The sequence below is a fragment of the Frigoribacterium sp. Leaf8 genome (assembly GCF_001421165.1).
Lineage (GTDB): Bacteria > Actinomycetota > Actinomycetes > Actinomycetales > Microbacteriaceae > Frigoribacterium.
The window spans coordinates 1-26,404 of sequence record NZ_LMKB01000006.1 but is presented as its reverse complement, the minus strand read 5'-3'; the positions used below and the strand labels follow the sequence as shown (position 1 = coordinate 26,404).

The 26,404-nt window shown below is 69.6% G+C and carries 28 protein-coding genes; 26 read left to right on the top strand and 2 right to left on the bottom strand.

Annotation, left to right across the window (positions count from 1 at the left end; genetic code table 11):
- On the bottom strand, positions 1-706 hold a 706-nt coding region (gene lexA, locus ASL10_RS11680; RefSeq protein WP_082460526.1), incomplete at its 3' end, for a transcriptional repressor LexA.
- Between the two features lie 272 nt (positions 707-978).
- Between lexA and ASL10_RS11675 the strand changes: the two genes are divergently transcribed.
- From ASL10_RS11675 to ASL10_RS11650, 6 genes are all read left to right on the top strand, one after another.
- Positions 979-1,347: a LysM peptidoglycan-binding domain-containing protein gene (locus ASL10_RS11675; protein WP_056048071.1), complete on the top strand. Its 369-nt coding sequence runs from the start codon at positions 979-981 to the stop codon at positions 1,345-1,347.
- Between the two features lie 101 nt (positions 1,348-1,448).
- Positions 1,449-2,534, top strand: a complete 1,086-nt coding sequence (locus tag ASL10_RS11670) for a histidinol-phosphate transaminase (RefSeq protein ID WP_056048069.1) — start codon at positions 1,449-1,451, stop codon at positions 2,532-2,534.
- Positions 2,531-3,148, top strand: a complete 618-nt coding sequence (gene hisB, locus ASL10_RS11665; protein WP_056048065.1) for an imidazoleglycerol-phosphate dehydratase HisB — start codon at positions 2,531-2,533, stop codon at positions 3,146-3,148. Before ASL10_RS11670 ends, hisB begins: the two co-directional genes overlap by 4 nt.
- Positions 3,145-3,783, top strand: coding sequence for an imidazole glycerol phosphate synthase subunit HisH (gene hisH / locus ASL10_RS11660; RefSeq protein ID WP_056048061.1), 639 nt, complete (start codon positions 3,145-3,147; stop codon positions 3,781-3,783). Before hisB ends, hisH begins: the two co-directional genes overlap by 4 nt.
- Positions 3,784-3,849: 66 nt before the next feature.
- A complete protein-coding gene (priA, locus tag ASL10_RS11655; RefSeq protein ID WP_056048058.1) occupies positions 3,850-4,596 on the top strand; it encodes a bifunctional 1-(5-phosphoribosyl)-5-((5-phosphoribosylamino)methylideneamino)imidazole-4-carboxamide isomerase/phosphoribosylanthranilate isomerase PriA in 747 nt (248 codons plus the stop codon).
- Positions 4,596-5,399, top strand: a complete 804-nt coding sequence (locus ASL10_RS11650; protein ID WP_056048055.1) for an SseB family protein — start codon at positions 4,596-4,598, stop codon at positions 5,397-5,399. Before priA ends, ASL10_RS11650 begins: the two co-directional genes overlap by 1 nt.
- A gap of 132 nt (positions 5,400-5,531) precedes the next feature.
- On the opposite strand, the gene ASL10_RS11645 is transcribed toward ASL10_RS11650, so the two are convergent.
- Complete coding sequence (locus tag ASL10_RS11645) at positions 5,532-5,864, bottom strand: DUF1844 domain-containing protein (protein ID WP_043596743.1); 333 nt, start codon at positions 5,862-5,864, stop codon at positions 5,532-5,534.
- A gap of 378 nt (positions 5,865-6,242) precedes the next feature.
- Here ASL10_RS11645 and infC point away from each other — a divergent pair, with 378 nt between their 5' ends.
- The 20 genes from infC to tyrS all read left to right on the top strand — a co-directional run bounded on the left by infC (position 6,243) and on the right by tyrS (position 25,876).
- On the top strand, positions 6,243-6,893 hold the full coding sequence (infC, locus tag ASL10_RS11640) for a translation initiation factor IF-3 (RefSeq protein WP_082460525.1): 651 nt from the start codon (positions 6,243-6,245) through the stop codon (positions 6,891-6,893).
- 3 nt (positions 6,894-6,896) lie between these two features.
- Positions 6,897-7,091, top strand: a complete 195-nt coding sequence (gene rpmI, locus ASL10_RS11635; protein ID WP_043596704.1) for a 50S ribosomal protein L35 — start codon at positions 6,897-6,899, stop codon at positions 7,089-7,091.
- A 30-nt stretch (positions 7,092-7,121) separates the two neighbouring features.
- Complete coding sequence (gene rplT / locus ASL10_RS11630) at positions 7,122-7,508, top strand: 50S ribosomal protein L20 (RefSeq protein WP_056048052.1); 387 nt, start codon at positions 7,122-7,124, stop codon at positions 7,506-7,508.
- A 125-nt stretch (positions 7,509-7,633) separates the two neighbouring features.
- Positions 7,634-8,434, top strand: a complete 801-nt coding sequence (locus ASL10_RS11625; RefSeq protein ID WP_056049041.1) for an RNA methyltransferase — start codon at positions 7,634-7,636, stop codon at positions 8,432-8,434.
- A 129-nt stretch (positions 8,435-8,563) separates the two neighbouring features.
- The gene (locus ASL10_RS11620) at positions 8,564-9,301 is read left to right on the top strand and encodes an amino acid ABC transporter ATP-binding protein (RefSeq protein WP_043596708.1); all 738 of its coding nucleotides are present in this window, start codon (positions 8,564-8,566) and stop codon (positions 9,299-9,301) included.
- A gap of 103 nt (positions 9,302-9,404) precedes the next feature.
- The gene (locus tag ASL10_RS11615) at positions 9,405-10,268 is read left to right on the top strand and encodes a glutamate ABC transporter substrate-binding protein (RefSeq protein ID WP_056048049.1); all 864 of its coding nucleotides are present in this window, start codon (positions 9,405-9,407) and stop codon (positions 10,266-10,268) included.
- Positions 10,269-10,343: 75 nt separating this feature from the next.
- Positions 10,344-11,012 (top strand): amino acid ABC transporter permease, encoded by a 669-nt coding sequence (locus tag ASL10_RS11610; protein ID WP_043596711.1) that lies wholly within the window; start codon positions 10,344-10,346, stop codon positions 11,010-11,012.
- Positions 11,009-11,926, top strand: a complete 918-nt coding sequence (locus tag ASL10_RS11605) for an amino acid ABC transporter permease (protein ID WP_082460495.1) — start codon at positions 11,009-11,011, stop codon at positions 11,924-11,926. Before ASL10_RS11610 ends, ASL10_RS11605 begins: the two co-directional genes overlap by 4 nt.
- Before the next feature lie 94 nt (positions 11,927-12,020).
- Positions 12,021-13,061 (top strand): phenylalanine--tRNA ligase subunit alpha, encoded by a 1,041-nt coding sequence (gene pheS / locus ASL10_RS11600; protein WP_056048045.1) that lies wholly within the window; start codon positions 12,021-12,023, stop codon positions 13,059-13,061.
- Positions 13,061-15,571: a phenylalanine--tRNA ligase subunit beta gene (gene pheT, locus ASL10_RS11595; RefSeq protein WP_056048043.1), complete on the top strand. Its 2,511-nt coding sequence runs from the start codon at positions 13,061-13,063 to the stop codon at positions 15,569-15,571. Before pheS ends, pheT begins: the two co-directional genes overlap by 1 nt.
- A 59-nt stretch (positions 15,572-15,630) precedes the next feature.
- Positions 15,631-16,680, top strand: coding sequence for an N-acetyl-gamma-glutamyl-phosphate reductase (argC, locus tag ASL10_RS11590; RefSeq protein ID WP_056048038.1), 1,050 nt, complete (start codon positions 15,631-15,633; stop codon positions 16,678-16,680).
- Positions 16,677-17,834, top strand: a complete 1,158-nt coding sequence (argJ, locus tag ASL10_RS11585; protein WP_056048035.1) for a bifunctional glutamate N-acetyltransferase/amino-acid acetyltransferase ArgJ — start codon at positions 16,677-16,679, stop codon at positions 17,832-17,834. Before argC ends, argJ begins: the two co-directional genes overlap by 4 nt.
- Positions 17,834-18,880, top strand: coding sequence for an acetylglutamate kinase (gene argB, locus ASL10_RS11580; protein ID WP_082460493.1), 1,047 nt, complete (start codon positions 17,834-17,836; stop codon positions 18,878-18,880). The genes argJ and argB overlap by 1 nt, the downstream gene beginning before the upstream one ends.
- Positions 18,881-18,882: 2 nt before the next feature.
- Positions 18,883-20,079, top strand: a complete 1,197-nt coding sequence (locus tag ASL10_RS11575; RefSeq protein WP_056048032.1) for an acetylornithine transaminase — start codon at positions 18,883-18,885, stop codon at positions 20,077-20,079.
- Positions 20,076-20,996, top strand: a complete 921-nt coding sequence (gene argF, locus ASL10_RS11570) for an ornithine carbamoyltransferase (RefSeq protein ID WP_056048029.1) — start codon at positions 20,076-20,078, stop codon at positions 20,994-20,996. Before ASL10_RS11575 ends, argF begins: the two co-directional genes overlap by 4 nt.
- Before the next feature lie 55 nt (positions 20,997-21,051).
- Positions 21,052-22,254, top strand: a complete 1,203-nt coding sequence (locus ASL10_RS11565) for an argininosuccinate synthase (RefSeq protein ID WP_056048027.1) — start codon at positions 21,052-21,054, stop codon at positions 22,252-22,254.
- Entirely contained in the window at positions 22,251-23,717 is a 1,467-nt protein-coding gene (gene argH, locus ASL10_RS11560; RefSeq protein WP_056048024.1) for an argininosuccinate lyase, read from the top strand. The genes ASL10_RS11565 and argH overlap by 4 nt, the downstream gene beginning before the upstream one ends.
- Positions 23,714-23,851, top strand: coding sequence for a hypothetical protein (locus ASL10_RS16380; RefSeq protein ID WP_192122614.1), 138 nt, complete (start codon positions 23,714-23,716; stop codon positions 23,849-23,851). Before argH ends, ASL10_RS16380 begins: the two co-directional genes overlap by 4 nt.
- A 31-nt stretch (positions 23,852-23,882) precedes the next feature.
- Positions 23,883-24,527: a DNA-3-methyladenine glycosylase gene (locus tag ASL10_RS11555; protein ID WP_157485480.1), complete on the top strand. Its 645-nt coding sequence runs from the start codon at positions 23,883-23,885 to the stop codon at positions 24,525-24,527.
- Between the two features lie 110 nt (positions 24,528-24,637).
- Entirely contained in the window at positions 24,638-25,876 is a 1,239-nt protein-coding gene (gene tyrS / locus ASL10_RS11550; protein ID WP_082460607.1) for a tyrosine--tRNA ligase, read from the top strand.
- Positions 25,877-26,404: the final 528 nt, after the last annotated feature.

The window sequence follows — 26,404 nt, the reverse complement described above, 5'->3', positions numbered from 1 at the left end:
AGCGCAACACGGCGACGACCTTGCCGACGATCTGCGCATGGTCGCCGACGATGGGTTCGAACGCGCTGTTCCGGGGAAGCAGCCAGGTGTGGCCGTCTCTCTGGCGGAACACCTTGACGGTCGCTTCGTCGTCGAGCATGGCCGCGACGATGTCGCCGTTCTCGGCGTCCTGCTGCTGCCTCACGACGACCCAGTCCCCGTCGCAGATGGCCGCGTCGATCATCGAGTCGCCGACCACCCGCAACATGAACAGTTCGCCTTTGCCGACGAGTTGACGCGGCAGGGGCATCACGTCCTCGATCTGCTGCTCGGCCGTGATGGGGATGCCGGCGGCGATCCGTCCGACCATGGGGACGTGAGCCGTGTCGCCGTCGTCACTCGTCGTGAAGACGGTGGCCGGGGCCGCCGCAGGCGCCGTCGCGTCCACGAGGACCTCGAGGGCTCGGGGTCGGTTCGGGTCGCGGCGGATCTTGCCGGCGAGTTCGAGCTGGTTCAGCTGGTGCGTGACGCTCGACAGGGACTTGAGGCCGACGGCGTCGCCGATCTCGCGCATGCTCGGGGGATACCCGCGGTGTCCGATGCTCTCGGTGATCGCGGCGAGGATCGACTCCTGCTTCGCCGTCAACTCCTTGCGGGGGAGGACACCCGGATCGAGCGGACGGGGGGCGTCGGTGGCCGCCTGCGGGGTGCGCTTCGGGTCGCTCATGGGTCTCCTGCCGTCGATGTCGGTGGTCCCTGTTTGACTCTTACCACCGATCGAAACCGTATCCGATCGGGCGGTGTCGACAAAACACATGTTCGAGTGTGTCGCGTTCTCGCCTCCCGATCCACAGCGATTCCGTCCGGTGATACCTGTCGCGGGGGTTGAAAGCCTCGGCAATCGAATGTATGTTCGGAACACGTCTTCGTGCCCGGCATTCCCGGCCGAGTGCCGGGCACGAACTCGTCCCCTGTCTTCCACGGTGAAAGGACCACCTCATGAGCGTCACCTCAGCATCAGCAGTTGTGTCCCCCGTCGACTCGACCCGAGTCGTGCGCACGCGTCTGCGCATCACCCGGCGGGGCCGCGCGGTCGTCGCCGCGCTCGTCGCGGTCCCGCTCGTCGTCGTGGCGGGTGCGCTCGTCCTCAACGGTGGCGGCGCCGTCGCGTCCGACACGACGGGTCGCGCGGACTTCCAGCACGTGACCGTCGACGGCGGCGAGACGCTCTGGCAGGTCGCGTCCGAGATCGACCCCGACGCCGATCCTCGCGACGTCATCGCTGACCTCGTCTCGCTCAACAACCTGCCGAGCGCCGAGGTCTCCGCCGGGCAGAGCCTCGCCGTCCCCGCTCAGTACGCTCGCTGAACTGCCGTCGCCGACGAGGCGGGTGGTCCGGTCCACGGCCATCGTGTTCGTTCGGTGGCGACCGACCCGACACACCGTCGGCCCGCCCGTACGATGGTGGGGTGTCCTTCAGTCTCGACGACCTGCCCATCCGTGACGACCTCCGGGGGCTGACGCCCTACGGTGCTCCCCAGAAAAAGGTCCCGGTCGCTCTCAACGTCAACGAGAACACGCATCCCATCCCCGAGGACGTCGCTCGCGACATCGTCGAGTCGGTGGCCCGGGCGGTCCTCGACGTCAACAGGTACCCCGATCGTGAGTTCACGACGCTGCGCGACTCGCTGGCGGCCTACCTCGGGCACGATCTGACCCGCGACAACATCTGGGCGGCGAACGGCTCCAACGAGGTCATCCAGCAGCTCCTCCAGGCCTTCGGAGGCCCGGGCCGCTCCGTCCTGGGGTTCCCCCCCACGTATTCGATGCACTCGATCATCGCCACGGGCACCGGCAGCCGGTGGATCGAGGGTCGTCGTGACGAGGGGTTCCGCATCTCGCCCGAGACCGCGGTCTCCGAGATCGAGCGCACCCGTCCCGACATCGTCTTCTTCTGCGGTCCGAACAACCCCACGGGCACCCCTCTCGATCTCGCCACGATCGAGGCTGCCTACGACGCGACGGACGGCATCGTCTTCGTCGACGAGGCCTACGCCGAGTTCATGCCGGCCGACCAGCCGACGGCACTGACCCTCCTGGCCGGCCGCGAACGTCTGGTCGTGTCCCGCACGATGAGCAAGGCGTTCGCGTTCGCCGGTGCCCGGGTCGGCTACCTGGCCGCGCACCCGGCCGTGGCCGACGCGCTGCGTCTGGTGCGCCTCCCGTACCACCTCTCGTCCCTGACGCAGGCGGCGGCCGTCGCAGCGCTCTCGCACGCGAGCGAGATGCTCGCCATGGTCGACGACATCAAGGCCCAGCGTGATCGCATCGTGCACGAGTTGACCGAGCTCGGGTACGAGCCGTGGCCCACCTGGTCGAACTTCGTCCTCTTCGGCGGGGTCGACGATCCGACCGACGTCTTCGAGCGCCTGCTCGAGCGGGGCGTCATCGTCCGCAACCTGGGCATCCCGAACCACCTGAGGGTCAGTGCGGGCACCGAGGCCGAGACCACCGCGTTCCTCGAGGCGCTCCGCGACATTAGGCTCTCTTCGTGACCGAGACGACCCGCGCCGCCCGTACCGCTTCCCTCTCGCGCGAGACGAGCGAGTCCAGCATCGCCCTCGCCCTCGACCTCGACGGTTCGGGCCGATCGACGATCGACTCGTCGGTGCCGTTCTTCGACCACCTCCTGACGGCGTTGTCGAAGCACTCCCTGATCGACCTCGAGGTCACCGCGAAGGGCGACACGCACATAGACGTCCACCACACCGTCGAAGACATCGGCATCACGTTCGGCACCGCGCTGAAGCAGGCGCTCGGCGACAAGTCGGGCATCTCGCGCTACGGTGACGCGCTCGTCCCGCTCGACGAGGCCCTCGTGCAGGCGGTCGTCGACGTGTCGGGGCGTCCGTACCTCGTCCACACGGGCGAGCCGGAGGGGTTCGAGTACCACCTCATCGGCGGGCACTTCACCGGCTCGATGGTCCGCCACGTCTTCGAGGCGATCACCTTCCACGCCGGCATCACCGTCCACGTCCGTGTGCTGGGCGGGCGTGATCCGCACCACATCGCCGAGGCCGAGTTCAAGGCGTTCGCCCGGGCGCTCCGCCAGGCGGTCCAGCCCGACCCGCGCGTCAGTGGCATCCCGTCGACGAAGGGCGCCCTGTGAGCGGCGCGCGTCCCTCCGTCGTCGTCCTCGACTACGGCAGCGGCAACGTCCACTCGGCCGTCAAGGCGCTCGAGTTGGCGGGTGCCGACGTCGAGTTGACGTCCGATCGCGCCCGGGTGCAGGCGGCCGACGGCCTCTTCGTCCCCGGTGTCGGCGCGTTCGCAGCCGTCATGAGCCAGCTCGAGTCCGTGCGAGGTGGCGAGCTGATCGACCGACGGCTAGCCGGCGGGCGTCCGGTCATGGGCATCTGCGTGGGCATGCAGGTCTTCTTCGAGGGCGGCGTCGAACGCGGCAACAGCACCGGTGGCCTCGGGGCGTGGCCCGGGGTGGTCGACGAACTGAAGGCCGACGTCCTGCCGCACATGGGCTGGAACACCGTCGACGTGCCCGAGGGCAGCGTGCTCTTCGACGGGGTGGCCGACGAGCGGTTCTACTTCGTCCACTCGTTCGCCGCACAAGAGTGGTCCCTCGACGTGATCCGACCCTTCACCGAACCGCACGTCACGTGGGCCGACCACGGCGGCCGCTTCGTCGCCGCCGTCGAGAACGGCCCGCTCTGGGCGACGCAGTTCCACCCCGAGAAGTCGGGCCGGCCGGGCATCCGGCTGCTCTCGAACTGGCTCGGCACCCTCTGACCCCGGCGCGACCGACCCGATCGCGCCTCCTGACCCTGCGGTGCCCGGCGCCGTGAGAGAGACGACATGAGCGAGTTCTGCACCACCCCCGCCCTGACCCTGTTCCCCGCCGTCGACGTGGCGGGCGGTCAGGCCGTGCGCCTGACCCAGGGTGAGGCCGGCAGCGAGACGAACTACGGCGACCCGGTCTCGGCAGCCGACGACTGGGCGAGCCAGGGCGCCGAATGGCTGCACCTGGTCGACCTCGACGCCGCCTTCGGGCGCGGAGACAACCGCGCCGTCATCAGGAGGGTCATCAAGCAGGTCAAGGGCGTCAACGTCGAGCTCAGCGGTGGCATCCGCGACGACAAGTCCCTCGAGGACGCGTTGAGCACCGGCGTGAAGCGCATCAACCTCGGTACCGCGGCCCTCGAGAACCCCGAATGGGCCGCCCACGTCATCGCCGAGTACGGCGAGGCGGTGGCCGTCGGGCTCGACGTCCGGGGCGCCACGCTGGCGGCGCGGGGTTGGACCGAAGAGGGCGGCGATCTCTGGACCGTCCTCGCGCGGCTCGAAGAGGCCGGCTGTGCGCGCTACGTCGTGACCGACGTGACGAAGGACGGCACGCTCCAGGGTCCCAACGTCGACCTGTTGCGTCAGGTGATGGAGCACACCGATCGTCCGGTGATCGCCTCGGGGGGCATCTCGAGCCTCGACGACCTCGTGGCTCTGCGTGAGCTCGTGCCACAGGGGCTCGAGGGCGCCATCGTCGGCAAGGCGCTCTACTCGGGAGCCTTCACCCTCGGCGCAGCCCTCGACGTCGCGTCGAACTGATGACGACCGCGCCGGGCGGACCGGGGCACGCACACGACGATCCCGGTCCCGGCGGAGACAGCGCCGGGCGTCCGTGGGCCGGGCGAACCTTCGATCATCACGACACGGCGCACGCCGGAGACGACGGGTCCGCCGACCCGGACCTGCTCGACGCCCTCCTCGGGTTCCGCGAGGGGCGGCTCGGAGAGAGCGACGTCGTCGACGCCCTCCGTCCGGCGCGCCTGCTCGTGCCTCTGGTCGCCGTGGCGGGGGACGAAGGTCTCGACGACCACGGTCGCCGCGTCGACAAGACGCAGGAGCTCTCCATCGTCACGGTTTCCGGTCCGGACGGCCGGGACGTGTTGCCGGCATTCACCTCGGTAGAGACCTTGACGCGGTGGCGTCCCGCTGCCCGACCGGTGCCGGTGGAGGCTCGGCGCGTGGCCCTCGCGGCCGCCTCGGAGTCGACCGACCGCATCGTGGTCGACCCCGGATCGATCACCGAGTTCGGTCTGCGTCGTCCGGCCGTCTGGGCCGTCGCGCAAGACCTCCCGTGGGTGCCGAGCCACCACGACGAAGAGGTCCTGCGCGCGTTCCTCGACGCGTCACGTGACGAGGAGGCGCTGGTCAGCCTGGTCGTCGCGCCCGGCTATCGAGACGCCCGGCTCGGTGCCCCCGAGATCGTCGTCCAGCTGGGCGTGGCGCCGGGTCTGGACCGGGACGCCCTGCACGCGCTGCTGCAGCGACTGCAGGCGGCCTGGGCCGCCGATCCGGTGATCGCCGACCGGGTCGACAGCATGTCGGTGAAGGTCGTCCCGGGCTGAGGACGAGCCGTCCGTCAGGGTGCGGGAGCCGGATGGCCCCTGGGCGCGCGGGTCACGGGACGCGTGGACCTGGGGGCGCACCGAGCAGGGGATGCGCGGGCCTGGGGACGCGCGGTACGGGGGACGCGCCGTTCAGTTGACGGGGCCGGTGTACTTCTCGCCGGGGCCCTGGCCGATCGCGTCGGGGATGGCCGACGCTTCACGGAAGGCGAGTTGCAGCGATCGCAGGCCGTCGCGGAGCGCCCGGGCGTGCTGGTCGCCGATCTCGGGTGCGCTGGCGGTCACGAGTCCGGCGAGGGAGGTGATGAGCTTGCGGGCCTCGTCGAGGTCGGTCTGTCGCTGCGGATCGTCGGCCAGGCCGACCTTCACCGCGGCGGCGCTCATCAGGTGGACGCAGACGGTGTTGATGACCTCGACCGCGTTGACGTCGGCGATGTCACGGGCGGCGTCGTCACCGAAGTGCAGATCGTCCTCGAACCGCGCCGTCGCGGGGGAGGTGTCGGGCGACGTGGCCGGTGCCGGATCGCCGAAGCGGGCGTCGGGAATGGGTGCGTCGTCGGGGGAGTGGCTCACGAACTGATCCTCTGCTAAACTCGTCCAGGCTCGGAGCGTCTGCTCCGTGCGAAAGTGGAGATTCTCCCACCCGCGCTTGACCGTTAGACAAGGTTACCGGGTTGTTGGCACCCCGTTCGATCAGCACCACCGTTCCACCTCGTTCCTCGTCAGAGGCCTCGGGTGGACGACGACCGAGCAGCCAGGGTGCGGTGTGATGCGTCGTCAGACGGTGCTCGCACGAAACTCCTCTTTCTCTGGCGAGGCCGTCCGGCCCCGCCAGATGCAGAAATGACGACAGAGGAGTTCCGCATCAGCGATCCCCGTACGAACGACCGTATCCGCGTCCCCGAGGTCCGCCTCGTCGGGCCCGCAGGTGAGCAGATCGGCGTCGTTCCCATCGCCATGGCCCTGCGTCTCGCCGCAGAGGCCGAGCTCGACCTGGTCGAGGTGGCCCCCAACTCGAAGCCTCCCGTGGCCAAGATCATGGATCACGGAAAGTTCAAGTACGAGGCTGCGCAGAAGGCGAAAGAAGCCCGTCGCAACCAGGCGAACACGATCCTGAAAGAGGTCCGTTTCCGCCTGAAGATCGACAAGCACGACTACGAGACGAAGCGCAAGCGCGCCGAGGGCTTCCTCCAGGGCGGCGATAAGGTCAAGGCCATGATCCTGTTCCGTGGTCGCGAGCAGTCGCGTCCCGACCAGGGTGTCCGCCTGCTCCAGCGCTTCGCCGAAGACGTCGCCGAATGGGGCAGCGTCGAGTCGACGCCCACCATCGACGGCCGCAACATGGTGATGGTCATCGGCCCGCACAAGAACAAGTCCGAGGCCAAGGCCGAGGCAGAAGCTCGCAAGGCGGCCAACAAGCCGCCGAAGCACCCGACGTCCGACGAGGTCCCGGCCGATGCACCGGCCGAGCGACCGACAGAAGAAAGTAAGTAAGACATGCCCAAGCAGAAGACCCACTCCGGCGCCAAGAAGCGCTTCAAGGTCACCGGTTCCGGCAAGATCATGAAGCAGCAGGCTGGCATGCGCCACAACCTCGAGGTGAAGAGCGCCAAGCGCAAGGCTCGCCTGAACCAGGACCAGGTGCTCGCTCCCGCCGACGCCAAGGTCGCCAAGAAGCTTCTCGGTCACTGACCGCTGACACGAACGTAGAGGAACAAGAAAATGGCAAGAGTCAAGAGAGCGGTCAACGCCGCCAAGAAGCGTCGCGTCATCCTCGAGCGTGCCGAGGGTTACCGCGGTCAGCGTTCGCGCCTGTACCGCAAGGCCAAAGAGCAGGTCACGCACTCGCTCGTCTACTCGTACCGTGACCGTCGTGCGCGCAAGGGCGAGTTCCGTCGTCTGTGGATCCAGCGCATCAACGCCGCATCGCGTGCGAACGGCCTGACCTACAACCGCCTCATCCAGGGTCTGTCCCTGGCCGGCGTCGAGGTCGACCGTCGCATCCTGGCCGAGCTGGCCGTCAACGAGCCCGCCACGTTCGCGTCGCTCGTCACCACCGCCAAGGCCGCGCTGCCCGCCGACACCTCGGCCCCCAAGGTCGCCGCGTAGTCGCACCCGCACCACCCTCGAGGCCCGACGGCCCGACGCCCATCCCGGTGTCGCCGTCGGGTCTCGTGCGTCCGCGGCAGGCGGTGGTCCTCGTGCGGCATCATGGACAGGTGCCCCACGACTCCCTGCTCGAAAATCCCCGTTCACCCCGAGTCCGGGCGGTGGCCAAGCTCTCGAAGCGCGACGCTCGCACCGAGACCCGCACGTTCCTGCTCGAAGGGCCGCAGTCGGTCGGTGAGGCCCTGGCCTTCCGGCCCGAGCTGATCGTCGAACTCTTCGGCACCCCGACGGCTCTCGAGCGTTACCCCGAGGTGGCGGTCGCCGCCGGGGCAGAGGGCATCGACGTCCAGTTCGTCACCGAGCCGGTGCTCGCGGCCATGGCCGACACGGTCACGCCACAGGGCATCGTCGCCGTCTGTCGGCAGTTCCCCACGTCGGTCAAGGACGTCTTCGCCGCCGAGCCGAAGCTCGTCGTGATCCTCGAAGAAGTCCGCGACCCCGGCAACGCGGGCACCATCATCCGGGCCGCGGACGCCGCGGGTGCCGACGCCGTCATCATGACCGGTCGCAGCGTCGACCTCTACAACCCCAAGGTCGTCCGGTCCACGACGGGTTCGCTGTTCCACGTGCCGGTCGCCGTGGGCGTCGAGTTGCCGGCGATCGTCGACCGGTGTCGTGAGGTCGGCCTCCAGGTGCTCGCCGCCGACGTCAAGGGAGACGACCTGCTCGCCGCCCGCACCGAGGGCGTGCTCGCCGAGCCGACCGCCTGGCTCTTCGGCAACGAGGCCCGAGGCCTCACCGACGCGGACCTCGCGCGTGCCGACCGCGCCCTGGTCGTGCCCATCTACGGTCACGCCGAATCGATGAACCTCGCGACGGCGGCCTCGGTGTGCCTCTACGAGAGCGCCTTCGCCCACCGCAGCTAGCGCCTCCTCGTCCCGCAGGAGGCGCGGGTCGGGTCGGGCACTCCGGTCGCGGTGGGACGCGTCGTTTCGTTTTCATTAAGAATCCACTGTGAATTTGACCCCGACCTGGGGGTCTGTTTGTGTGGGCGCATGGAACCCCTCGTCGTGGTCGACCACGTCAACAAGCACTTCGGTGACCTCCACGTCCTGAAGGACATCACGACGACGGTGGGCAAGGGTGAGGTGGTCGTCGTGATCGGCCCGAGCGGTTCGGGCAAGTCGACCCTCTGCCGGGCGATCAACCGCCTCGAGACCATCGACGACGGCGTCATCACGATCGACGGCACGCGTCTGCCCGAAGAAGGTGCGGCTCTCGCCCGCCTGCGCGCCGACGTCGGCATGGTGTTCCAGAGCTTCAACCTCTTCTCGCACAAGACCATCCTCGAGAACGTCATGCTGGGCCAGCTCAAGGTGCGGAAGCGCACCAAGGCCGAGGCGCGCGAGCGGGCGATGCAGTTGCTCGAGCGGGTCGGCGTCGCGAACCAGGCCGACAAGATGCCGTCCCAGCTCTCGGGCGGGCAGCAGCAGCGTGTCGCGATCGCCCGGGCACTGGCGATGGACCCCAAGGTGATGCTCCTGGACGAGCCCACCAGCGCACTCGACCCCGAGATGATCACCGAGGTGCTCGACGTCATGGTGCAGCTCGCGAAGGACGGCATGACGATGATCGTCGTCACCCACGAGATGGGGTTCGCGCGCAAGGCCGCCGATCGCGTCGTCTTCATGGCCGACGGTCAGATCGTCGAAGAGGCGACGCCCGAGAAGTTCTTCACCGACCCCCAGTCGACCCGCGCCCAGGACTTCCTCGCGAAGATCCTCACGCACTGAGCGGGCGCGGCCGAGTCCGCGACCCGTTCCCCGGCACCCGAACAGCCGGCCCACGACACCCGATCGCCGCCCGGCGTCCGGGTCACCCAGCAAGGAGATCAGAATGCGACTCAGCAAGGGATTCGTCGCCGTAGCCGCAGCAGCCGCCGTGGTCCTCGGCCTCTCGGCCTGCACCGACTCGTCGGCCCCGGCCGTCGACGTCGAGACGCCGGCCGACTTCGCCGAAGGCAGCACCATGGCCCGCCTCGCCGACGCCGGTGAGATCACCATCGGCACCAAGTTCGACCAGCCGCTGTTCGGCCTGGCCAACCCCGACGGCGTGCCCGAGGGCTTCGACGCCGAGATCGGCAAGCTCGTCGCCGCGAAGCTCGGCATCGAAGCCGACAAGATCACGTGGGTCGAGACCGTCTCGGCCAACCGCGAGCCGTTCATCCAGAACGGCCAGGTCGACCTCGTCATCGCGACCTACACGATCAACGACGATCGCAAGAAGGTCGTCTCGTTCGCCGGCCCGTACTACACGGCCGGTCAAGACCTGCTGGTGCTCGACGGCAACCCCGAGGGGATCGAGTCCGCCGACGACCTGGCCGGCAAGAAGGTCTGCACCGTCAGCGGCTCGACCAGCGAGAAGAACGTGGCCGAGTACACCACCGACATCCTCGCCACCGACACGTACTCGAACTGCCTCGAGCCCCTCCGCACCGGTGCGGTGTCGGCCGTGACGACCGACAACGTCATCCTGGCCGGCCTCGCCGACCAGAACGAGGGCGAGTTCGAGGTCGTGGGGGAGACCTTCACCGAGGAGCCCTACGGCATCGGTCTGGCCCTCGACGACACCGACTTCCGCATGTTCGTCAACGACACGCTCCAGGACGCCGAGGACGACGGCACCTGGGACGAGCTGTGGGAGAAGACCGCGGGCAAGGTGCTCGACACCCCGACGCCCCCCACGATCGACCGCTACTGACACCGCGCGGGCACCCGGGGCGACCAGCCCCGGGTGCCCGCGTCCTGCCCCGACCGAAGGACCCTGTTGAACCCCTTGGACGTCATCCCCGGCTTCGACGCCGTGACCGACAACTGGCCCCGCTTCTGGGACGGCTTCGTCACGACGCTCCAGCTGCTCGTTCTGTCGGGCCTCGGGGCCCTCGTGATCGGTTTCTTCGTCGCGGCTCTGCGCATCTCGCCCGTGGCGTCCTTCCGCACGTTCGCGACGGTCTACACCGAGGCGCTGCGCAACATCCCGCTCACGCTCGTGCTTTTCTTCTGCGCCTTCGTCCTGCCGTACCTCGGAGTCGACTTCGGCACGTACTTCCCGTTGGCCGTCATCGGCTTGACGGCGTACACCTCGCCGTTCGTCGCGGAGGCCATCCGGTCGGGCATCAACGGCGTCCCCGTCGGGCAGGCCGAGGCGGCCCGCAGCATCGGCCTCGGCTTCGGCCAGACGCTCGGCCACGTGATCCTCCCGCAGGCCATGCGCATGGTCGTGCCCCCACTGATCAACGTCTTCATCGCCCTCACCAAGAACACCTCGGTGGCCGGTGGTTTCTTCGTGGCCGAACTCTTCGCCGCGGGGCGCTACATCGCGAACGATCGTGGTGACGCCGTCATCACGACGCTGCTCGCCGTGGCGTTCTTCTACCTGCTCGTCACCATCACGCTCGGCCGTCTCGCCGCCGTGGTCGAGAAGAAGGTCGCAGTCCTCCGATGAGCACCTCCGTCCTCTACGACGCCCCGGGGCCGAGGGCCCGCCGCACCTCGCGGATCATCTCGGTGGTCGGCGTCGTGCTCGTCCTGGCCCTGGTCGCCTACCTCGTCTACCTCCTCGGCCGCCCCCGCATCAGCGCGAACGGTGCCGAGAGTCCCGGCGTGCTCGACGCGTCGCGGTGGGACATCCTCGGGGACCTCGCGCTCTGGCGGGCGATCGGTCGGGGCTGGTTGGCGACCATCCAGGCCGCGGCCGTCGCGTCGGTCCTCGCGGTGGTCATCGGCGTCCTCTTCTCGTTCCTCCGGACGGCGCGGTCCGCCTGGGTGCGCGTTCCGACAACGGTGCTGCTCGAGTTCTTCCGCGGCATGCCCGTCCTGCTGATGATGCTGTTCATCCTGTTGGTCTTCTCGACCGGGGCCTTCTGGGCGGTGGTCGCGGCGCTGGCGGTCTACAACGGGGCGCTCATCGGCGAGGCGCTGCGCGCGGGCATCGCCTCGCTGCCGCGGGGGCAACGCGAGGCGGGCCTCGCGATCGGGCTCACCCCGATCCGCACGCGCTTCTCCATCGAGTTCCCGCAGGCCTTCCGTCAGATGCTGCCGATCATCCTGGCCCAGCTCGTCGTCCTGTTGAAGGACACCTCGCTCGGCTACATCGTCGGCTACGTCGAACTGACCCGGAGCGGTCTCACGCGTCTGGGCACCTACTACGGCAGCACGTACACGTTCACCCTCTTCGCGGTCGTCCTCGTGGTCTACCTCGCCACGAACCTCCTGCTCTCGTGGGTCGTCCGCGTCGTCGACCGACGGACGGGGCGGCGTGCGGTCGTCGCCAAGCGCCCGGGCACGCCGAAGGACCCGGGCATGTTCGGACGCGGCGGCCGCTACGAGTCCGACCACGTGTCGGGCCGCGCGACCTGACCCGGTCCGTCCACCCGATCCCAGCCCGCGCCTCCTCGTCCGTCACGACCAGGAGGCGCGGGTCGCCTCCCAACGATCGCTAAGCTTGGTTCTCGTGTCAGACTCCGTCCCCCTCTCCGAAGACGCCGTCGCGTCGGCGGTCGACGCCGCCCTCGCGGCGATCGCCACGGCGGCCACCGTCGCCGAGCTCAAGACCGCCCGTGCCCAGCACGTCGGCGAGGCCTCGGTGCTGGCCCGCCTGAACGCCGGTCTGCGCGACCTGCCGAACGACCAGAAGGCCGCGGCGGGCAAGCTCGTCGGTCAGGCCCGGGGCCGGGTCGGTCAGGCCGTCGCCACGCGCGAGGCCGAGCTGGCCGTGATCGAGGAGTCCGCGCGGCTCGAGGCTGAGGCCGTCGACGTCACGGCTCTGCCGTCGCGCCGTCGCGCCGGGGCCCGCCACCCCCTGACCTTGCTGCAAGAGCGCATGGCCGACCTGTTCGTCGGCATGGGGTGGGAGGTCAACGAGGGCCCCGAACTCGAGCACGAGTGGTTCAACTTCGACGCCCTGAACTTCGACGCCGACCACCCGGCCCGGGCCATGCAGGACACGTTCTTCGTCGACCCCGTCGACCGTCACCTGGTGTTGCGCACGCACACGTCGCCGGTGCAGATCCGCACACTCCTCTCGAAAGAGCTGCCGGTCTACAACGTCGCGCTGGGCCGGGTGTTCCGCACCGACGAGCTCGATGCGACGCACACGCCCGTCTTCACCCAGCTCGAGGGCATCGCCGTCGACGAGGGCCTCACCATGGCGCACCTGCGCGGAACCCTCGAGCACCTCGCCCGCTCGATGTTCGGCGCCGAGGCGCAGATCCGGCTGCGCCCCAACTACTTCCCCTTCACCGAGCCCAGCGCCGAGATGGACGTCTGGCAGCCGAACGCCAAGGGCGGCGCACGGTGGGTCGAGTGGGGCGGTTGCGGGATGGTCAACCCGAACGTGCTGCGGGCGGCCGGCATCGACCCCGAGCGCTACCAGGGTTTCGCCTTCGGCATGGGCATCGAGCGCACCCTCCAGTTCCGCAACGACCTCAACGACATGCGCGACATGGTCGAGGGTGACGTCAGGTTCAGCGAGCAGTTCGGGATGGTGGTCTGATGCGGGTTCCGCTGAGTTGGCTCGGTGAGTTCGTCGAGTTGCCGGGCGACGTGTCGCTCGAGAGCGTCCACGCCGCCCTCGTGTCGGTCGGGTTCGAAGAAGAAGACGTCCACGTCGGCGACGTGACCGGGCCCCTCGTGGTCGGTCAGGTGCTCGAGTTCACGCCCGAGCCGCAGAAGAACGGCAAGACGATCAACTGGTGCCAGGTCGCCGTGGGCCCGAACGCCTCGACCGAGCCCGATGACGTCCGCGGCATCGTCTGCGGTGCCCACAACTTCGTCGTCGGCGACAAGGTCGTCGTGTCGTTGCCCGGTGCGGTGCTGCCCGGGCCGTTCCCGATCGCCGCCCGCAAGACCTACGGGCACGTCTCCGACGGCATGATCGCCTCGTCCCGCGAGCTCGGCCTCGGCGACGAGCACGACGGCATCCTCGTCCTCTCGTCGCTCGGTCTCGATCCCGAGGTCGGCACGGACGCGATCGCGCTGCTCGGCCTCGACGAGGCCGCGGTCGAGATCAACGTGACGCCCGACCGCGGCTACGCCTTCAGCATCCGGGGGGTGGCCCGCGAGTACTCGCACGCCACCGGGGCGACCTTCCGCGACCCCGCGTCGCTCGTCTCTCCGACCCCGTCGTCCGGCTTCCCGGTCGTCGTGGACGACCAGGCCCCCCTGCGCGACCGGGTCGGCGTGCAGACCTTCACCACCAAGGTGGTCCGCGGCATCGACGCGACCCGTCCGACCCCTCCGTGGCTCGCGTCGCGCTTGCGGTTGGCCGGGGTCCGCAGCATCTCGCTGCCGGTCGACGTCACGAACTACGTCATGTTCGAGCTCGGCCAGCCGATCCACGGCTACGACCTCGACAAGGTCAGCGGTGGCCTCTCGGTCCGCCGGGCCGCACCGGGCGAGCGCCTCGAGACCCTCGACGGCCAGGTACGCGACCTGCACGCCGAGGACCTCGTGATCGCCGACGAGTCGGGTGCCGTCGGCCTGGCCGGCGTCATGGGCGGCGCCTCGACCGAGATCGGCGCGACCACGACCGACGTCCTCGTCGAGGCCGCGACCTTCGACCCCACGTCGATCGCCCGCACGGCCCGCCGCCACAAGCTGCCGAGCGAGGCGTCCAAGCGCTTCGAGCGTGGTGTCGACCCGCAGGTGGCCGAGGCAGCCGCCCAGCGCGTGGTCGACCTGCTCGTCGAGCTCGCCGGCGGCACGTCCGACGCGCTCGGGTCACGGTGGGACGCCTCCACCCCTCCCGACGCGATCACCCTGCCGGTCGATCGAGCCGCCCGCCTCATGGGCGTCGACTACACCGACGACGAGGTCTCCGGTGCCCTCACGGCCATCGGGGCGAGCGTCGAGCGAGCTGGTGACGACTGGCTCGTGACCCCGCCGACCTGGCGCAGCGACCTGGTCGACTCCGCGTCGCTCGTCGAAGAAGTCGCTCGCATCACGGGTTACGACCGCATCCCCTCCGTCCTGCCCGTCGCCCCGGCCGGTCGTGGGTTGTCGCGCGAGCAGCAGCTGCGTCGGCAGGTGTCGAACGGGCTCGCCGCGGCCGGCTCGACCGAGGTCGCCGCGTACCCGTTCGTCTCCTCGGCCCAGAACCTCGCCTTCGGCTCGGCCGACGGCACCGGGCTGCCGGCCGTCCGACTCGCCAACCCCCTCGACTCGGCGGCGCCCGAACTCCGTCGGTCACTGGTGCCGGGGCTGCTCGAGGTCGCCCGTCGCAACCTCGGTCGCGGTCTCGTCGACCTCTCGGTGTTCGAGGTGGGCACGGTCTTCCTGCCTGACGAGGGCGTCGTCTACGGCAGCGACGAGGTCCCTTTCGGGGCCGCCCGCCCCGACGACGCCACGCTGGGCGCCCTCGCCGACGCCCTGCCGCGCCAGCCGCGACACCTCGGCCTCCTGACGGTCGGCACGGTCGTCGATCGCGCCCCCGGGCAATCCGCCGTCCCGGCGTCCCTCGCCGACGTGCTCGACGCCGTGCGCGTCGCGGCGTCGGCCGTGGCCGCCGAGGTCACCTTCCGACAGGCCCGGCACGTCTCGCTGCACCCGGGCCGCACGGCCGAGGTGCTCGTCGGCGACGAGGTCGTGGGCATCGCGGGCGAGCTGCTGCCCAGCGTGGCAGCCGAGCTCGACCTGCCCCGGGTGGTCGCCGTGGCCGAGCTCGACCTCGACCGCCTCATCGCCCTCCCCGTCGCCGAGCCGGCCACCTCGGCCCTCTCGTCCTACCCCGCGGCGACCCAAGACCTCTCCCTCGTGGTGGGCGTCGACGTCCCCGCGGGCGACGTGCTCGCGACCGTGCGCGAGGGGGCGGGCCACCTGCTCGAGACGGTCCGGCTGGTCGACGACTACCGAGGTGCCGGGTTGCCCGACGCGTCGAAGTCGCTCACCTTCGCCCTGCGCTTCCGGGCCGGAGACCGCACCCTCACCGCCGCCGAGGCCTCCGAGGCCAAGTCCGGCTCCGTCCGCCTGGCCGGCGAGCGATTCGGGGCGGCGCTCCGCGACTGACACTCGCCCGGCGCCGCCGCCCCTGATCCCAGGCCGAATTCGAACATTAGGGTGGACGCATGCCTTTCTCCGTTGCCGTGGCCGGCGCGAGTGGTTACGCCGGTGGTGAGCTCCTGCGCTTGCTGGCCGAGCATCCCGACTTCGAGGTGCAGACCGTCACAGCGTTCCAGAACGCCGGTCAGCCACTCCTCGCGGTCCAGCCGCACCTGCGCTCGTTGGCGCACCTGACCCTGGTCGACACGACGCCCGAAGCCCTCTCGGGGCACGACGTCGTGTTCCTCGCCCTGCCCCACGGCAAGTCGGGGGCGATCACCGCCCAGTTGCCCGACGACACGCTCGTCGTCGACTGTGGTGCCGACCACCGGTTGACCGACGAGTCCGCCTGGCAGGCGTTCTACGGTGGCGAGTTCTACGGAGCCTGGTCGTACGGCCTGCCCGAACTCGTCCTCGGTGACTCCCCGGGTCGCCAGCGCGACGTCCTGGTCGGGGCCAAGCGCATCGCGGTGCCCGGCTGCAACGTCACCGCGGTGACCCTGGGGCTGGCCCCCGGCGTCCAGGCGGGCGTCGTCGAGACCGCCGACATCGTGACCGTGCTGGCCGTCGGTCCGTCCGGGGCGGGCAAGGCGCTCAAGACCCACCTGTTGGCCAGCGAGTTGATGGGGTCGGCGTCGGCCTACGGGGTGGGCGGCAGCCACCGGCACATCCCCGAGATCCAGCAGAACCTCCGGGTGGCCGGCGCGACGGAGGTGAACGTCTCGTTCACCCCGGTGCTCGTGCCGATGGCGCGGGGCATCCTCGCCACGACGACGGCGCGTCTCGCCCCGGGCGTCACCGCCCACGACGTGCGATCCGCGTGGCAGCAGGCCTACGGGAACGAGCCCTTCGTGCACCTGCTGCCGGACGGCGAGTTCCCGCGGACGGCCGACACGATCGGTGCCAACACCGCCCTGATCGGACTCGCCGTCGACGAGGCCGCCGACCGCGTGGTCGTGGTCACCGCCCTCGACAACCTCGTGAAGGGCACGGCCGGTGCCGCCGTCCAGTCCGCCAACATCGCGCTCGGCCTGGCCGAGACCACCGGCCTCGGCCAGAACGGAGTCGCCCCGTGAGCGTCACCGCAGCAGCCGGTTTCGAGGCCTCCGGCGTCGTCGCCGGCCTCAAGAGTTCGGGCGCGCCGGACGTCGCCCTGGTCGTCAACCGAGGTCGCAGCACGGCCGCAGCGGCCGTCTTCACCAGCAACAGGGCCAAGGCGAACCCCGTCCTGTGGTCCCAGCAGGTCGTCGCCGACGGTCGCGTCGACGCCGTCGTCCTCAATTCCGGAGGCGCGAACTGCTTCACGGGAGCCTTCGGCTTCCAGACGACGCACTCCACGGCCGAGACCGTGGCCGGCGCCCTCGGCCTGTCGGCGACGGACGTCCTCGTCTGCTCGACGGGCCTCATCGGCGTCGGCGACCAGACCTTCCGCGACAAGGTGCTGAGCGGCTCCACGGCCGCGGCCGACGCCCTGTCGGTCGACGGCGGCCTCGATGCCGCCACGGCGATCATGACGACCGACACCAAGCCCAAGCAGGCCGTCGTCTCGGGTGACGGCTGGGTCGTCGGCGGAATGGCCAAGGGTGCGGGCATGCTCGCCCCCGGACTCGCCACGATGCTCGTCGTGCTCACGACGGACGCCGACGTCGACGCGTCCGGTCTCGATTCCGCACTCCGCGAGGCGACCCGGGTCACCTTCGACCGTCTCGACTCGGACGGCTGCATGTCGACGAACGACACCGTCGTGTTGTTGGCCAGCGCCGAGTCCGGTGTCGCGCCTCCTGCCGGCGACTTCGCGGCGGCGGTCACGGCGCTCTGTGCCGACCTCGCCGAGCAGTTGCAGGCCGACGCCGAGGGTGCCTCGCACGACATCCGCATCGAGATCGTGGGGGCGGCATCCGACGACGACGCCGTCGAGGTGGGCCGTTCGATCGCTCGCAACAACCTCTTCAAGGCAGCCGTCTTCGGCAACGACCCCAACTGGGGCCGCGTGCTCGCCGCCATCGGCACCACGTCGGCCGAGTTCGACCCGTACGACGTCGACGTGACCATCAACGGCGTCCGCGTCTGCCACGCCGGGGCACCCGATCGGCCGAGCGACGACGTCGACCTGACGCCCCGGGCGGTCCACGTGCTCGTCGACCTGAAGACGGGGCCGGTCGAGGCGACCATCCTGACGAACGATCTCACGCACGACTACGTGCACGAGAACAGCGCGTACTCCAGCTGATGGGCGTCCACACGAGCACCGGTGCGACGGCGGCCGACGAGCAGGAGCTCGCGGCGGTCAAGGCCTCGACCCTGATCGAGTCCCTGCCCTGGCTGAAGCGCTTCTCTGGCAAGGTCGTCGTCGTGAAGTTCGGCGGCAACGCCATGGTCGACGACGCCCTCAAGCAGGCGTTCGCCGAGGACATGGTCTACCTGCGGTACGCCGGGTTGCACCCGGTGGTCGTCCACGGCGGGGGGCCACAGATCTCGGCCGCCCTCGACGCCGCCGGCATCGAGAGCGAGTTCCGGGGCGGTTACCGCTACACGTCGACCGAAGCGATCTCGGTCGTGCGCGACGTCCTGGCCGGCGAGGTCAACCGCGAGATCGTCGACCTGATCAACGAGCACGGCGACCTGGCCCGCGGTGTCTCCGGCGAGGGCTCGACCTTGTTCGAGGGTCGCAAGCGCGGTGTCGTGGTCGACGGCGAGACCTTCGACCTGGGACACGTGGGCGACGTGACACACGTCGACCCGTCGTCGGTGCTGGTCGAGATCGAGGCGGGGCGCATCCCCGTGGTGTCGTCGATCGCGACGAACACGATCGATCCCGAGCACGCCCTCAACGTCAACGCCGACGCGGCGGCGGGGGCCCTGGCCATCGCCCTCGGTGCGGCCAAGCTCGTCGTCCTGACCGACGTCGCCGGGCTCTACGCCGACTGGCCGAACCGCGACTCGCTCGTCGAGGCCATCACGGTGTCGGCCCTCACCGACATGCTCCCGACCCTCGAGTCGGGCATGATCCCCAAGATGCGCGCCTGCCTCGACTCGGTCGTCGGTGGCGTCGGAGGAGCGACCATCATCGACGGTCGCATCCCGCACTCGATCCTCCTCGAGGTGTTCACCCAACGCGGGTCGGGCACCGAGGTGGTCCCCGACGACCGGGCGGCGTCGACCGGCGCCCCCGTCGTCACCTCGTTCGGCACCCCCGCCGGCGAGATCGTCACCACCGGGGGCACCGCCCCGGGCGGCCCTGCCGCGAGCGGCACCGACACGAAAGGACAGTCGTGACCATGATCCAGACCCAAGGCGGTACCTGGCAGCGCCGATTCGGCGACTCGATGATGCGTTCGCTGTCCACTCCGAAGGTGATGCTCGACCGCGGCGAGGGCTGCCAGGTCTGGGACGTCGACGGCAAGCGTTACCTCGACTTCCTGGCGGGCATCGCCGTGAACGCCCTCGGACACGCCCACCCGGTGCTCGTCGAGGCGCTCACCGAGCAGGCGAGCAAGCTGATCCACGTCTCCAACTACTTCGCGACGGCCCCGCAGGTCGAGCTCGCCGAACGGCTGACCCGCATCAGCGGTGCCGGCGAGCGTGGGCGCGTCTACTTCGGCAACAGCGGGGCCGAGGCCAACGAGGCCGCGGTCAAACTGGCCCGCCTGAACCGCGGTGACGGCTCGCGCACCCGCATCCTCGCCCTGCAGAACTCGTTCCACGGGCGCACCATGGGCTCGCTCGCGCTGACCGGCAAGCCGGCGCTGCGCGAACCGTTCGAGCCGATGATGCCCGGGGTCGAGCACATCGACACGACCGTCGAGGCACTCGAGGCGGCCCTCGACGGTACGGTGGCCGCCCTGTTCGTCGAGCCGATCAAGGGCGAGGCCGGCGTCGTCGACCTGCCCGAGGGCTACCTCGAGCGTGCCCGCGAACTCACCACGGAGCACGGTGCCCTGCTGATCCTCGACGAGATCCAGACCGGCATCGGCCGGACCGGCTCGTGGTTCGCATTCCAGCAGCACGACATCGTCCCTGACGCCATCACCGTCGCCAAGGGCATCGCCGGGGGAGTCCCCATCGGCGCGCTCATCACCTTCGGCGACACGTCCGACCTGTTCGAGGCCGGTCAGCACGGCAGCACCTTCGGCGGCAACCCGCTCGCCACCGCCGCGGCCAACGCCGTGCTCGGCGAGATCGAGTCGAGCCAGCTCGTGCTCAACGCGATCGTCCGGGGCGACCAGCTCCGCGCGGCCGTCGAGTCGATCGGTTCGCCGCTCGTCCGCGAGATCCGCGGCAACGGCCTCCTGATCGGCCTGGGGCTGGCGCAGCCCGTCGCGGCGCAGGTCGCCGCCGACGCCCTCGAGGCCGGCCTCATCGTCAACGCCCCCAACGACTCGAGCATCCGTCTCGCGCCTCCCCTGATCGTCGGTGACGACGAGATCGCCGAGTTCACCCAGATCATGACCACCGTCCTGAAAGGCCTCGAATGACCCGCCACTTCCTCCGGGACGACGACCTGACCACCGCCGAGCAGCTCGAGGTGCTCGATCTCGCCGACGAACTCAAGCGCGACCGTTGGTCCCAGCGCCCGCTGGCCGGTCCGCAGACCGTCGCCGTGATCTTCGACAAGTCGTCGACCCGTACCCGGGTCTCCTTCGCGGTCGGCATCGCCGACCTCGGCGGCAGCCCGCTGATCATCGCCACCGCGAACAGCCAGCTCGGCGGCAAGGAGACCCCGTCCGACACGGCGCGCGTGCTCGAGCGCATGGTGTCCGCCATCGTCTGGCGCACCTACGCGCAGTCTGGCCTCGAAGAGATGGCGGCGGGGACGACCGTGCCCGTCGTCAACGCGTTGAGCGACGACTTCCACCCGTGTCAGCTGCTCGCCGACCTGCAGACCATCCGCGAGAAGAAGGGCACGCTCGCCGGCCTCTCGGTGGCCTTCGTCGGTGACGGGCGCTGCAACATGGGCCAGTCGTACCTGCTGGCCTGCGCGACCGCGGGCATGCACGTCCGCATCGGTGCCCCCGAGGGCTTTCTGCCCGACCCGACCGTCGTGGCCGACGCCGAGGCGATCGCCGCGCGGACGGGCGGCTCCGTGCTCGTCACGACCGACGCGGCCGAGGCCGTCGCCGGGGTCGACGTCGTCGTGACCGACACCTGGGTCTCGATGGGCAAGGAGGACGAGAAAGACGAACGGGTCGCCGTCTTCGGATCGTTCAAGGTCGACCAGGCCTTGATGGCCCAGGCCGACGCCGACGCGATCTTCCTGCACTGTCTCCCCGCCGACCGCGGGTACGAGGTCACGGCCGACGTCATCGACGGCCCGACCAGCGTCATCTGGGACGAGGCCGAGAACCGGCTGCACGCCCAGAAGGCGCTGCTCACCTGGCTGTTGGCCCGCTGAGCACCCCCACCACCTCACACACACGTAGCCACACCCACACCACTCAAGGAGAACCATGGCGGAACGCGTCGTCCTCGCATACTCAGGAGGCCTCGACACCTCGGTCGGCATCGGCTGGTTGGCCGATGCCACCGGAAAAGAGGTGGTCGCCCTCGCCGTCGACGTCGGACAGGGCGGAGAGGACATGGAAGACATCCGACAGCGTGCCCTCGACTGCGGTGCGGTCGAATCGGTCGTCGTCGACGCCAAAGAAGAGTTCGGCACCGACTACCTGATGCCGGCCCTCAAGGCAAACGCGCTGTACCAGAAGACCTACCCGCTGGTGTCCGCCCTCAGCCGTCCGCTGATCGCCCGCCACCTGGCGTCGGTCGCGAAGGAACTGGGTGCGAACAGCGTGGCCCACGGGTGCACCGGCAAGGGCAACGACCAGGTCCGCTTCGAGGCGGCCGTCGCGGCCCTCGCCCCCGACCTGACGAGCATCGCCCCGGTCCGTGACCTGGCCCTCACCCGCGACAAGGCGATCGTCTACGCGGAAGAGCACGCCCTTCCCATCCGCCAGAGCGCCAAGAACCCCTACTCGATCGACAAGAACGTCTGGGGCCGCGCGGTCGAGACCGGGTTCCTCGAGGACCCCTGGAACGCTCCCATCGAGGACCTGTACGAGTACACGCAAGACCCGGCCGTCGTCAAGGACGCCGACGAGGTCGTCATCACCTTCGAGGCCGGAGTCCCGACGGCGATCGACGGCGTGGCGTTCACCCCGCTGGGCATCGTCGAGCGCATGAACGAGCTCGCCGGCAAGCACGGCGTCGGCCGCATCGACGTCGTCGAGGACCGGCTCGTCGGCATCAAGAGCCGCGAGGTCTACGAGGCCCCCGGCGCGATGGCGCTGATCGCCGCGCACGAGGCGTTGGAGGCCCTGACCATCGAGCGCGACCTCGGCCGGTACAAGCGTGGTGTCGAGGCCGAGTGGTCCAACCTCGTCTACGACGGCCTGTGGTTCTCGGGTCTCAAGCGGTCGCTCGACGTCTTCATCGACGACACGCAGAAGTACGTGTCGGGCGAGATCCGTCTCAAGCTGCAGGGCGGGCGCGCGGTCGTCACCGGTCAGAAGAGCGACGCGAGCCTCTACGACTTCGACCTCGCGACCTACGACACGGGAGACACCTTCGACCAGTCCCTGTCGAAGGGCTTCATCGAGATCTGGTCGCTGCCCAGCAAGATCTCGGCTCGTCGCGACCTGGCCCACGGGGCGTGACCGACGCGAGCGGGCTCGGCGAAGGGTCGGGCAAGAACGAGCGAGCAGGCGAGGCGGGCGCCCTCTGGGGCGGCCGCTTCGCCTCGGGGCCGTCCGCCGAGCTCGCCGCGCTCAGCAAGTCCACGCAGTTCGACTGGCAGCTGGCCTCGTACGACATCGCCGGGTCGCGGGCACACGCCAGGGCGCTGGCGGCGGCGGGATACCTCGACGCGTCCGAGCTCGACGCCATGCTGTCGGCACTCGACCGGCTCGAGTCGGACGTGCTCGACGGCACGTTCACCGCGGCCGAGACCGACGAGGACGTGCACTCCGCCCTCGAGCGGGGCCTCATCGGCATCGCCGGCGCCGAGCTCGGCGGCAAGCTCCGGGCGGGGCGTAGCCGCAACGACCAGATCGCGACGCTGGTGCGCTTGTACCTGCGCGACCACGCCCGCGTCATCGGCCGGCAGGTCGTCGACCTGGTCGACGCGATCGCCGGTCAGGCGACGGCCCACCCGTCGGCCGTGATGCCCGGCCGGACGCACCTCCAGCACGCCCAGCCGGTGCTGTTGGCGCACCACCTCCTCGCCCACGCCTGGCCTCTGGTCCGCGACCTCGAGCGCCTGCGCGACTGGTCGCGTCGGGCCGGTGCCTCGCCGTACGGAGCGGGTGCCCTCGCGGGTAGCTCGCTGGGGCTCGACCCGCTCCTCGTGGCGACCGATCTGGGCTTCGACCGCACGACCGAGAACTCGATCGACGCGACGGCCAGTCGTGACGTCGTGTCGGAGTTCGCGTTCGTCACGGCGTCCATCGGCATCGACCTCTCGCGGCTGGCCGAAGAGATCATCCTCTGGAACACCCGCGAATTCGGCTTCGTCCGTCTGCACGACGCGTTCTCGACCGGGTCGAGCATCATGCCGCAGAAGAAGAACCCCGACATCGCCGAGCTCGCGCGCGGCAAGTCGGGGCGGCTCATCGGCAACCTGACGGGTCTGCTCGCGACGCTCAAAGGGCTGCCGCTGGCCTACAACCGAGATCTCCAGGAAGACAAAGAGCCGGTGTTCGACTCGGTCAGCCAGCTCGAGGTGCTGCTCCCGGCGTTCACGGGCATGGTGGCGACCCTCGATTTCGACGAGGTCCGCATGGCCGAGCTCGCGCCGCAAGGATTCTCACTCGCGACCGACGTCGCCGAGTGGCTGGTCCGTCAGGGGGTCACGTTCCGCGACGCACACGAGATCAGCGGCGAGCTGGTGCGGTTCTGTGAACAGCACGACCTCGAGCTGCACGAGCCCACCGACGAGCAGTACCGGTTCGTCTCGGCGCATCTCACACCCGAGATCCGCCCCGTCCTGACGGTCGAGGGCTCGATCGCCAGCCGTCGAGGGGCCGGCGGCACGGCTCCCGAGCGGGTCGCCGAGCAGCTCGCGCAGCTGACCGAGCAGATGCGCCACCTGGTCCGGTCCCTCGCCCCGGCGGCAGCGTGACCCGTCGACGACCGGGCGCTCGTGACGACCGGCCGGTCCGTGCCTGGGTGGTCCCCGTCGTCGTCGCGATCGCCGTGGCGGTGCTCGTCGCCGTCGCGGTGATCGCGGTCGCCAGTGGTCAGCGCTTCTTCTGAACGAGACGATCGCGGTGAGCACGGGGGAGCGGTGACGACGACACCCGACGACGACGTGCTCGAGGCACTGCTGGCCGAACCGGCGCTGGCCGTCGCGCCGCGCCTCCTGGGCTCGGTCTTCTGGTCGGGCGGCGTCGGCATCCGCCTGACCGAGGTCGAGGCGTACCACGGTCAGGGGCAGGACCCCGGCTCGCATGCGCACCGGGGCCGGTCGGCGCGCAACGACAGCATGTTCGAACGCGGCGGAACGCTCTACGTGTACCTGTCCTACGGCATCCACCGCTGCGTCAACATCGTGTGCGGGCCCGAGGGCTTCGCGTCCGGTGTCCTCTTGCGTTCGGGCGAAGTGGTGGCCGGCGTCGACGAGGTCCGGGCGCGCCGGACCACGTCGCGGACGTCGGCCGACCTCGCCCGAGGTCCCGGCCGTATCGGCTCCGCACTCGGCATGGAGCTCGGCGACGACGGCTCACGCCTCGTCGCCGACACCCCCGGTCAGGAGGCGCGGTTCCGCCTTCGCCTCCCGTCCGCACCGGTCGGTCCGATCGCCGCCGGCCCGCGTGTCGGTGTGTCGGGTCACGCCGGTGGCGACGCGTTCCCGTGGCGCTTCTCGCTCGAGGGTGATCCCTCGGTCTCCCCGTACCGCGCCGCCGTCTCGCGACGACGCGGTGGGGCGTGAAGACGGTGACGGAGGCCGCTGGTACCGTTTCCGACGTGACCAGTGAAACGACTGCAGACGTCCTGGCCGCCCAGAGCAACGACCCCTCGTTCGACGACGTGTGGGACGAGATGCAGTGGCGCGGCCTGGTGCACGTGTCGACCGATGCCGACGCCCTCAAGACCCTTCTCGCCGGTGCGCCGATCACGTACTACTGCGGTTTCGACCCGACGGCCCCCAGCCTCCACCTCGGCAACCTCGTGCAGTTGCTCACCATGCGCCGCCTGCAGCTCGCCGGTCACCGGCCCCTGGGACTCGTGGGCGGGTCCACCGGCCTCATCGGCGATCCACGCCCCACCGCCGAGCGGGTGCTCAAGACGCCCGAGCAGACGGCCGAGTGGGTCGACCGCATCCGCGTCCACGTCGAGAAGTTCCTCTCGCCCGACGGTGACAACGGTCTCCGAGTGGTGAACAACCTCGACTGGACGTCTCCGCTCAGCGCCATCGAGTTCCTGCGCGACATCGGCAAGAACTTCCGCGTCAACACCATGCTCAAGAAAGACGCCGTGGCCGCGCGTCTCAACTCCGACGCCGGCATCAGCTACACCGAGTTCAGCTACCAGATCCTCCAGGGCCTCGACTTCCGCGAGCTCTACCGCAGCTACGACTGCGTCCTGCAGACCGGCGGCAGCGACCAGTGGGGCAACCTCACCAGTGGCACCGAACTCATCCGCCGCACCGAAGGCGTCTCGGTCCACGCGATCGGCACGCCGCTGATCACCAACACCGACGGCACCAAGTTCGGCAAGAGCGAGGGCAACGCGGTCTGGCTCGACGCCGAGTTGACCAGCCCGTACGCGATGTACCAGTTCTGGCTCAACACCGACGACGCCGACGTCGTCCCTCGGCTCAAGGTCTTCACGTTCCTCTCGCGTTCCGAGATCGAGCGGCTCGAGAGCGCCGTCGCCGACGAACCGTTCCGTCGGGAGGCGCAGCGAGCGTTGGCCTGGAACGTCACGTCCCTGGTCCACGGCACCTCGGCCACGCAGTCGGCCATCGACGCAGCCGCCGCCCTCTTCGGGCAAGGAGACCTCGCGGTCCTCGACCCGCGGACTCTCGCCAGTGCCATCGCCGAGTTGCCGGCGGCCGAGGCCGATGCGTCGACCACGATCGCTCAGGCGTTGGTCGACACCGGACTCGTCGTGTCGTTGGGTGCCGCCCGCCGGGCGACGGCGGAGGGTGGCGTCTACGTGAACAACACTCGGGTCGAGAACGGTGATGCTCTGGTCGCCGACTCGAGCCTCGACGGGGGAGTCGTCGTGCTCCGACGCGGTAAGAAGACGCTGGCCGGCGTCACCGTCAAGGTCTGACCCCGAATCGACCTCCGGACGACGGAAGCCCGTTCCCTCGTCGAGGGGGCGGGCTTGACGTCATCCCACGGCAGGGGACGCACGCGGTTGGCCGTACTTTCAGGGATTCAGTCACGCGACACGCCCGGGATGCCTCGACATTTGGAGGTGCGACCGGTGAGCTGTGTAAAGTAATCCGAGTCAGCCCAAAGGTGCGGCGGAACGGCTAGGACAGCGACCAGCAATGGTTCTGCTCCGGAGTTCCCCGGCCTCAAGTGGTGACATCCTCCCCGAAGCCAAGCCGTTTACGGCTTGCGATTCGTGTGGTAGGGTTTCAAATCCATCCTCTGGTCAAAGCCAGGTGCTGGTCCTCACCGCGTGGGGGCTGGAAATCGAGTCGTTCCGACTTGGTCCATCAGGATGGTACGGTTCCACAGCAGCTTCGAGCGAAGGTCTTTCCGGCCGGGCCTCGAGTGCGTTTGGTCCTTGAGAACTCAACAGCGTGCACATTGTCAAATGCCAAATTATACCCTGGCATTGCTTGTGGCT

Bases quoted from the DNA above. Each gene is read 5' to 3' on its own strand.
- ASL10_RS11675 (WP_056048071.1), top strand. From the start codon at position 979: ATGAGCGTCACCTCAGCATCAGCAGTTGTGTCCCCCGTCGACTCGACC.
- priA (WP_056048058.1), top strand. From the start codon at position 3,850: ATGAGCGAGTTCTGCACCACCCCCGCCCTGACCCTGTTCCCCGCCGTC.
- ASL10_RS11650 (WP_056048055.1), top strand. From the start codon at position 4,596: ATGACGACCGCGCCGGGCGGACCGGGGCACGCACACGACGATCCCGGT.
- infC (WP_082460525.1), top strand. From the start codon at position 6,243: ATGACGACAGAGGAGTTCCGCATCAGCGATCCCCGTACGAACGACCGT.
- rpmI (WP_043596704.1), top strand. From the start codon at position 6,897: ATGCCCAAGCAGAAGACCCACTCCGGCGCCAAGAAGCGCTTCAAGGTC.
- rplT (WP_056048052.1), top strand. From the start codon at position 7,122: ATGGCAAGAGTCAAGAGAGCGGTCAACGCCGCCAAGAAGCGTCGCGTC.
- ASL10_RS11620 (WP_043596708.1), top strand. From the start codon at position 8,564: ATGGAACCCCTCGTCGTGGTCGACCACGTCAACAAGCACTTCGGTGAC.
- ASL10_RS11615 (WP_056048049.1), top strand. From the start codon at position 9,405: ATGCGACTCAGCAAGGGATTCGTCGCCGTAGCCGCAGCAGCCGCCGTG.
- ASL10_RS11605 (WP_082460495.1), top strand. From the start codon at position 11,009: ATGAGCACCTCCGTCCTCTACGACGCCCCGGGGCCGAGGGCCCGCCGC.
- pheT (WP_056048043.1), top strand. From the start codon at position 13,061: ATGCGGGTTCCGCTGAGTTGGCTCGGTGAGTTCGTCGAGTTGCCGGGC.
- argC (WP_056048038.1), top strand. From the start codon at position 15,631: ATGCCTTTCTCCGTTGCCGTGGCCGGCGCGAGTGGTTACGCCGGTGGT.
- argB (WP_082460493.1), top strand. From the start codon at position 17,834: ATGGGCGTCCACACGAGCACCGGTGCGACGGCGGCCGACGAGCAGGAG.
- ASL10_RS11575 (WP_056048032.1), top strand. From the start codon at position 18,883: ATGATCCAGACCCAAGGCGGTACCTGGCAGCGCCGATTCGGCGACTCG.
- argF (WP_056048029.1), top strand. From the start codon at position 20,076: ATGACCCGCCACTTCCTCCGGGACGACGACCTGACCACCGCCGAGCAG.
- ASL10_RS11565 (WP_056048027.1), top strand. From the start codon at position 21,052: ATGGCGGAACGCGTCGTCCTCGCATACTCAGGAGGCCTCGACACCTCG.
- tyrS (WP_082460607.1), top strand. From the start codon at position 24,638: ATGCAGTGGCGCGGCCTGGTGCACGTGTCGACCGATGCCGACGCCCTC.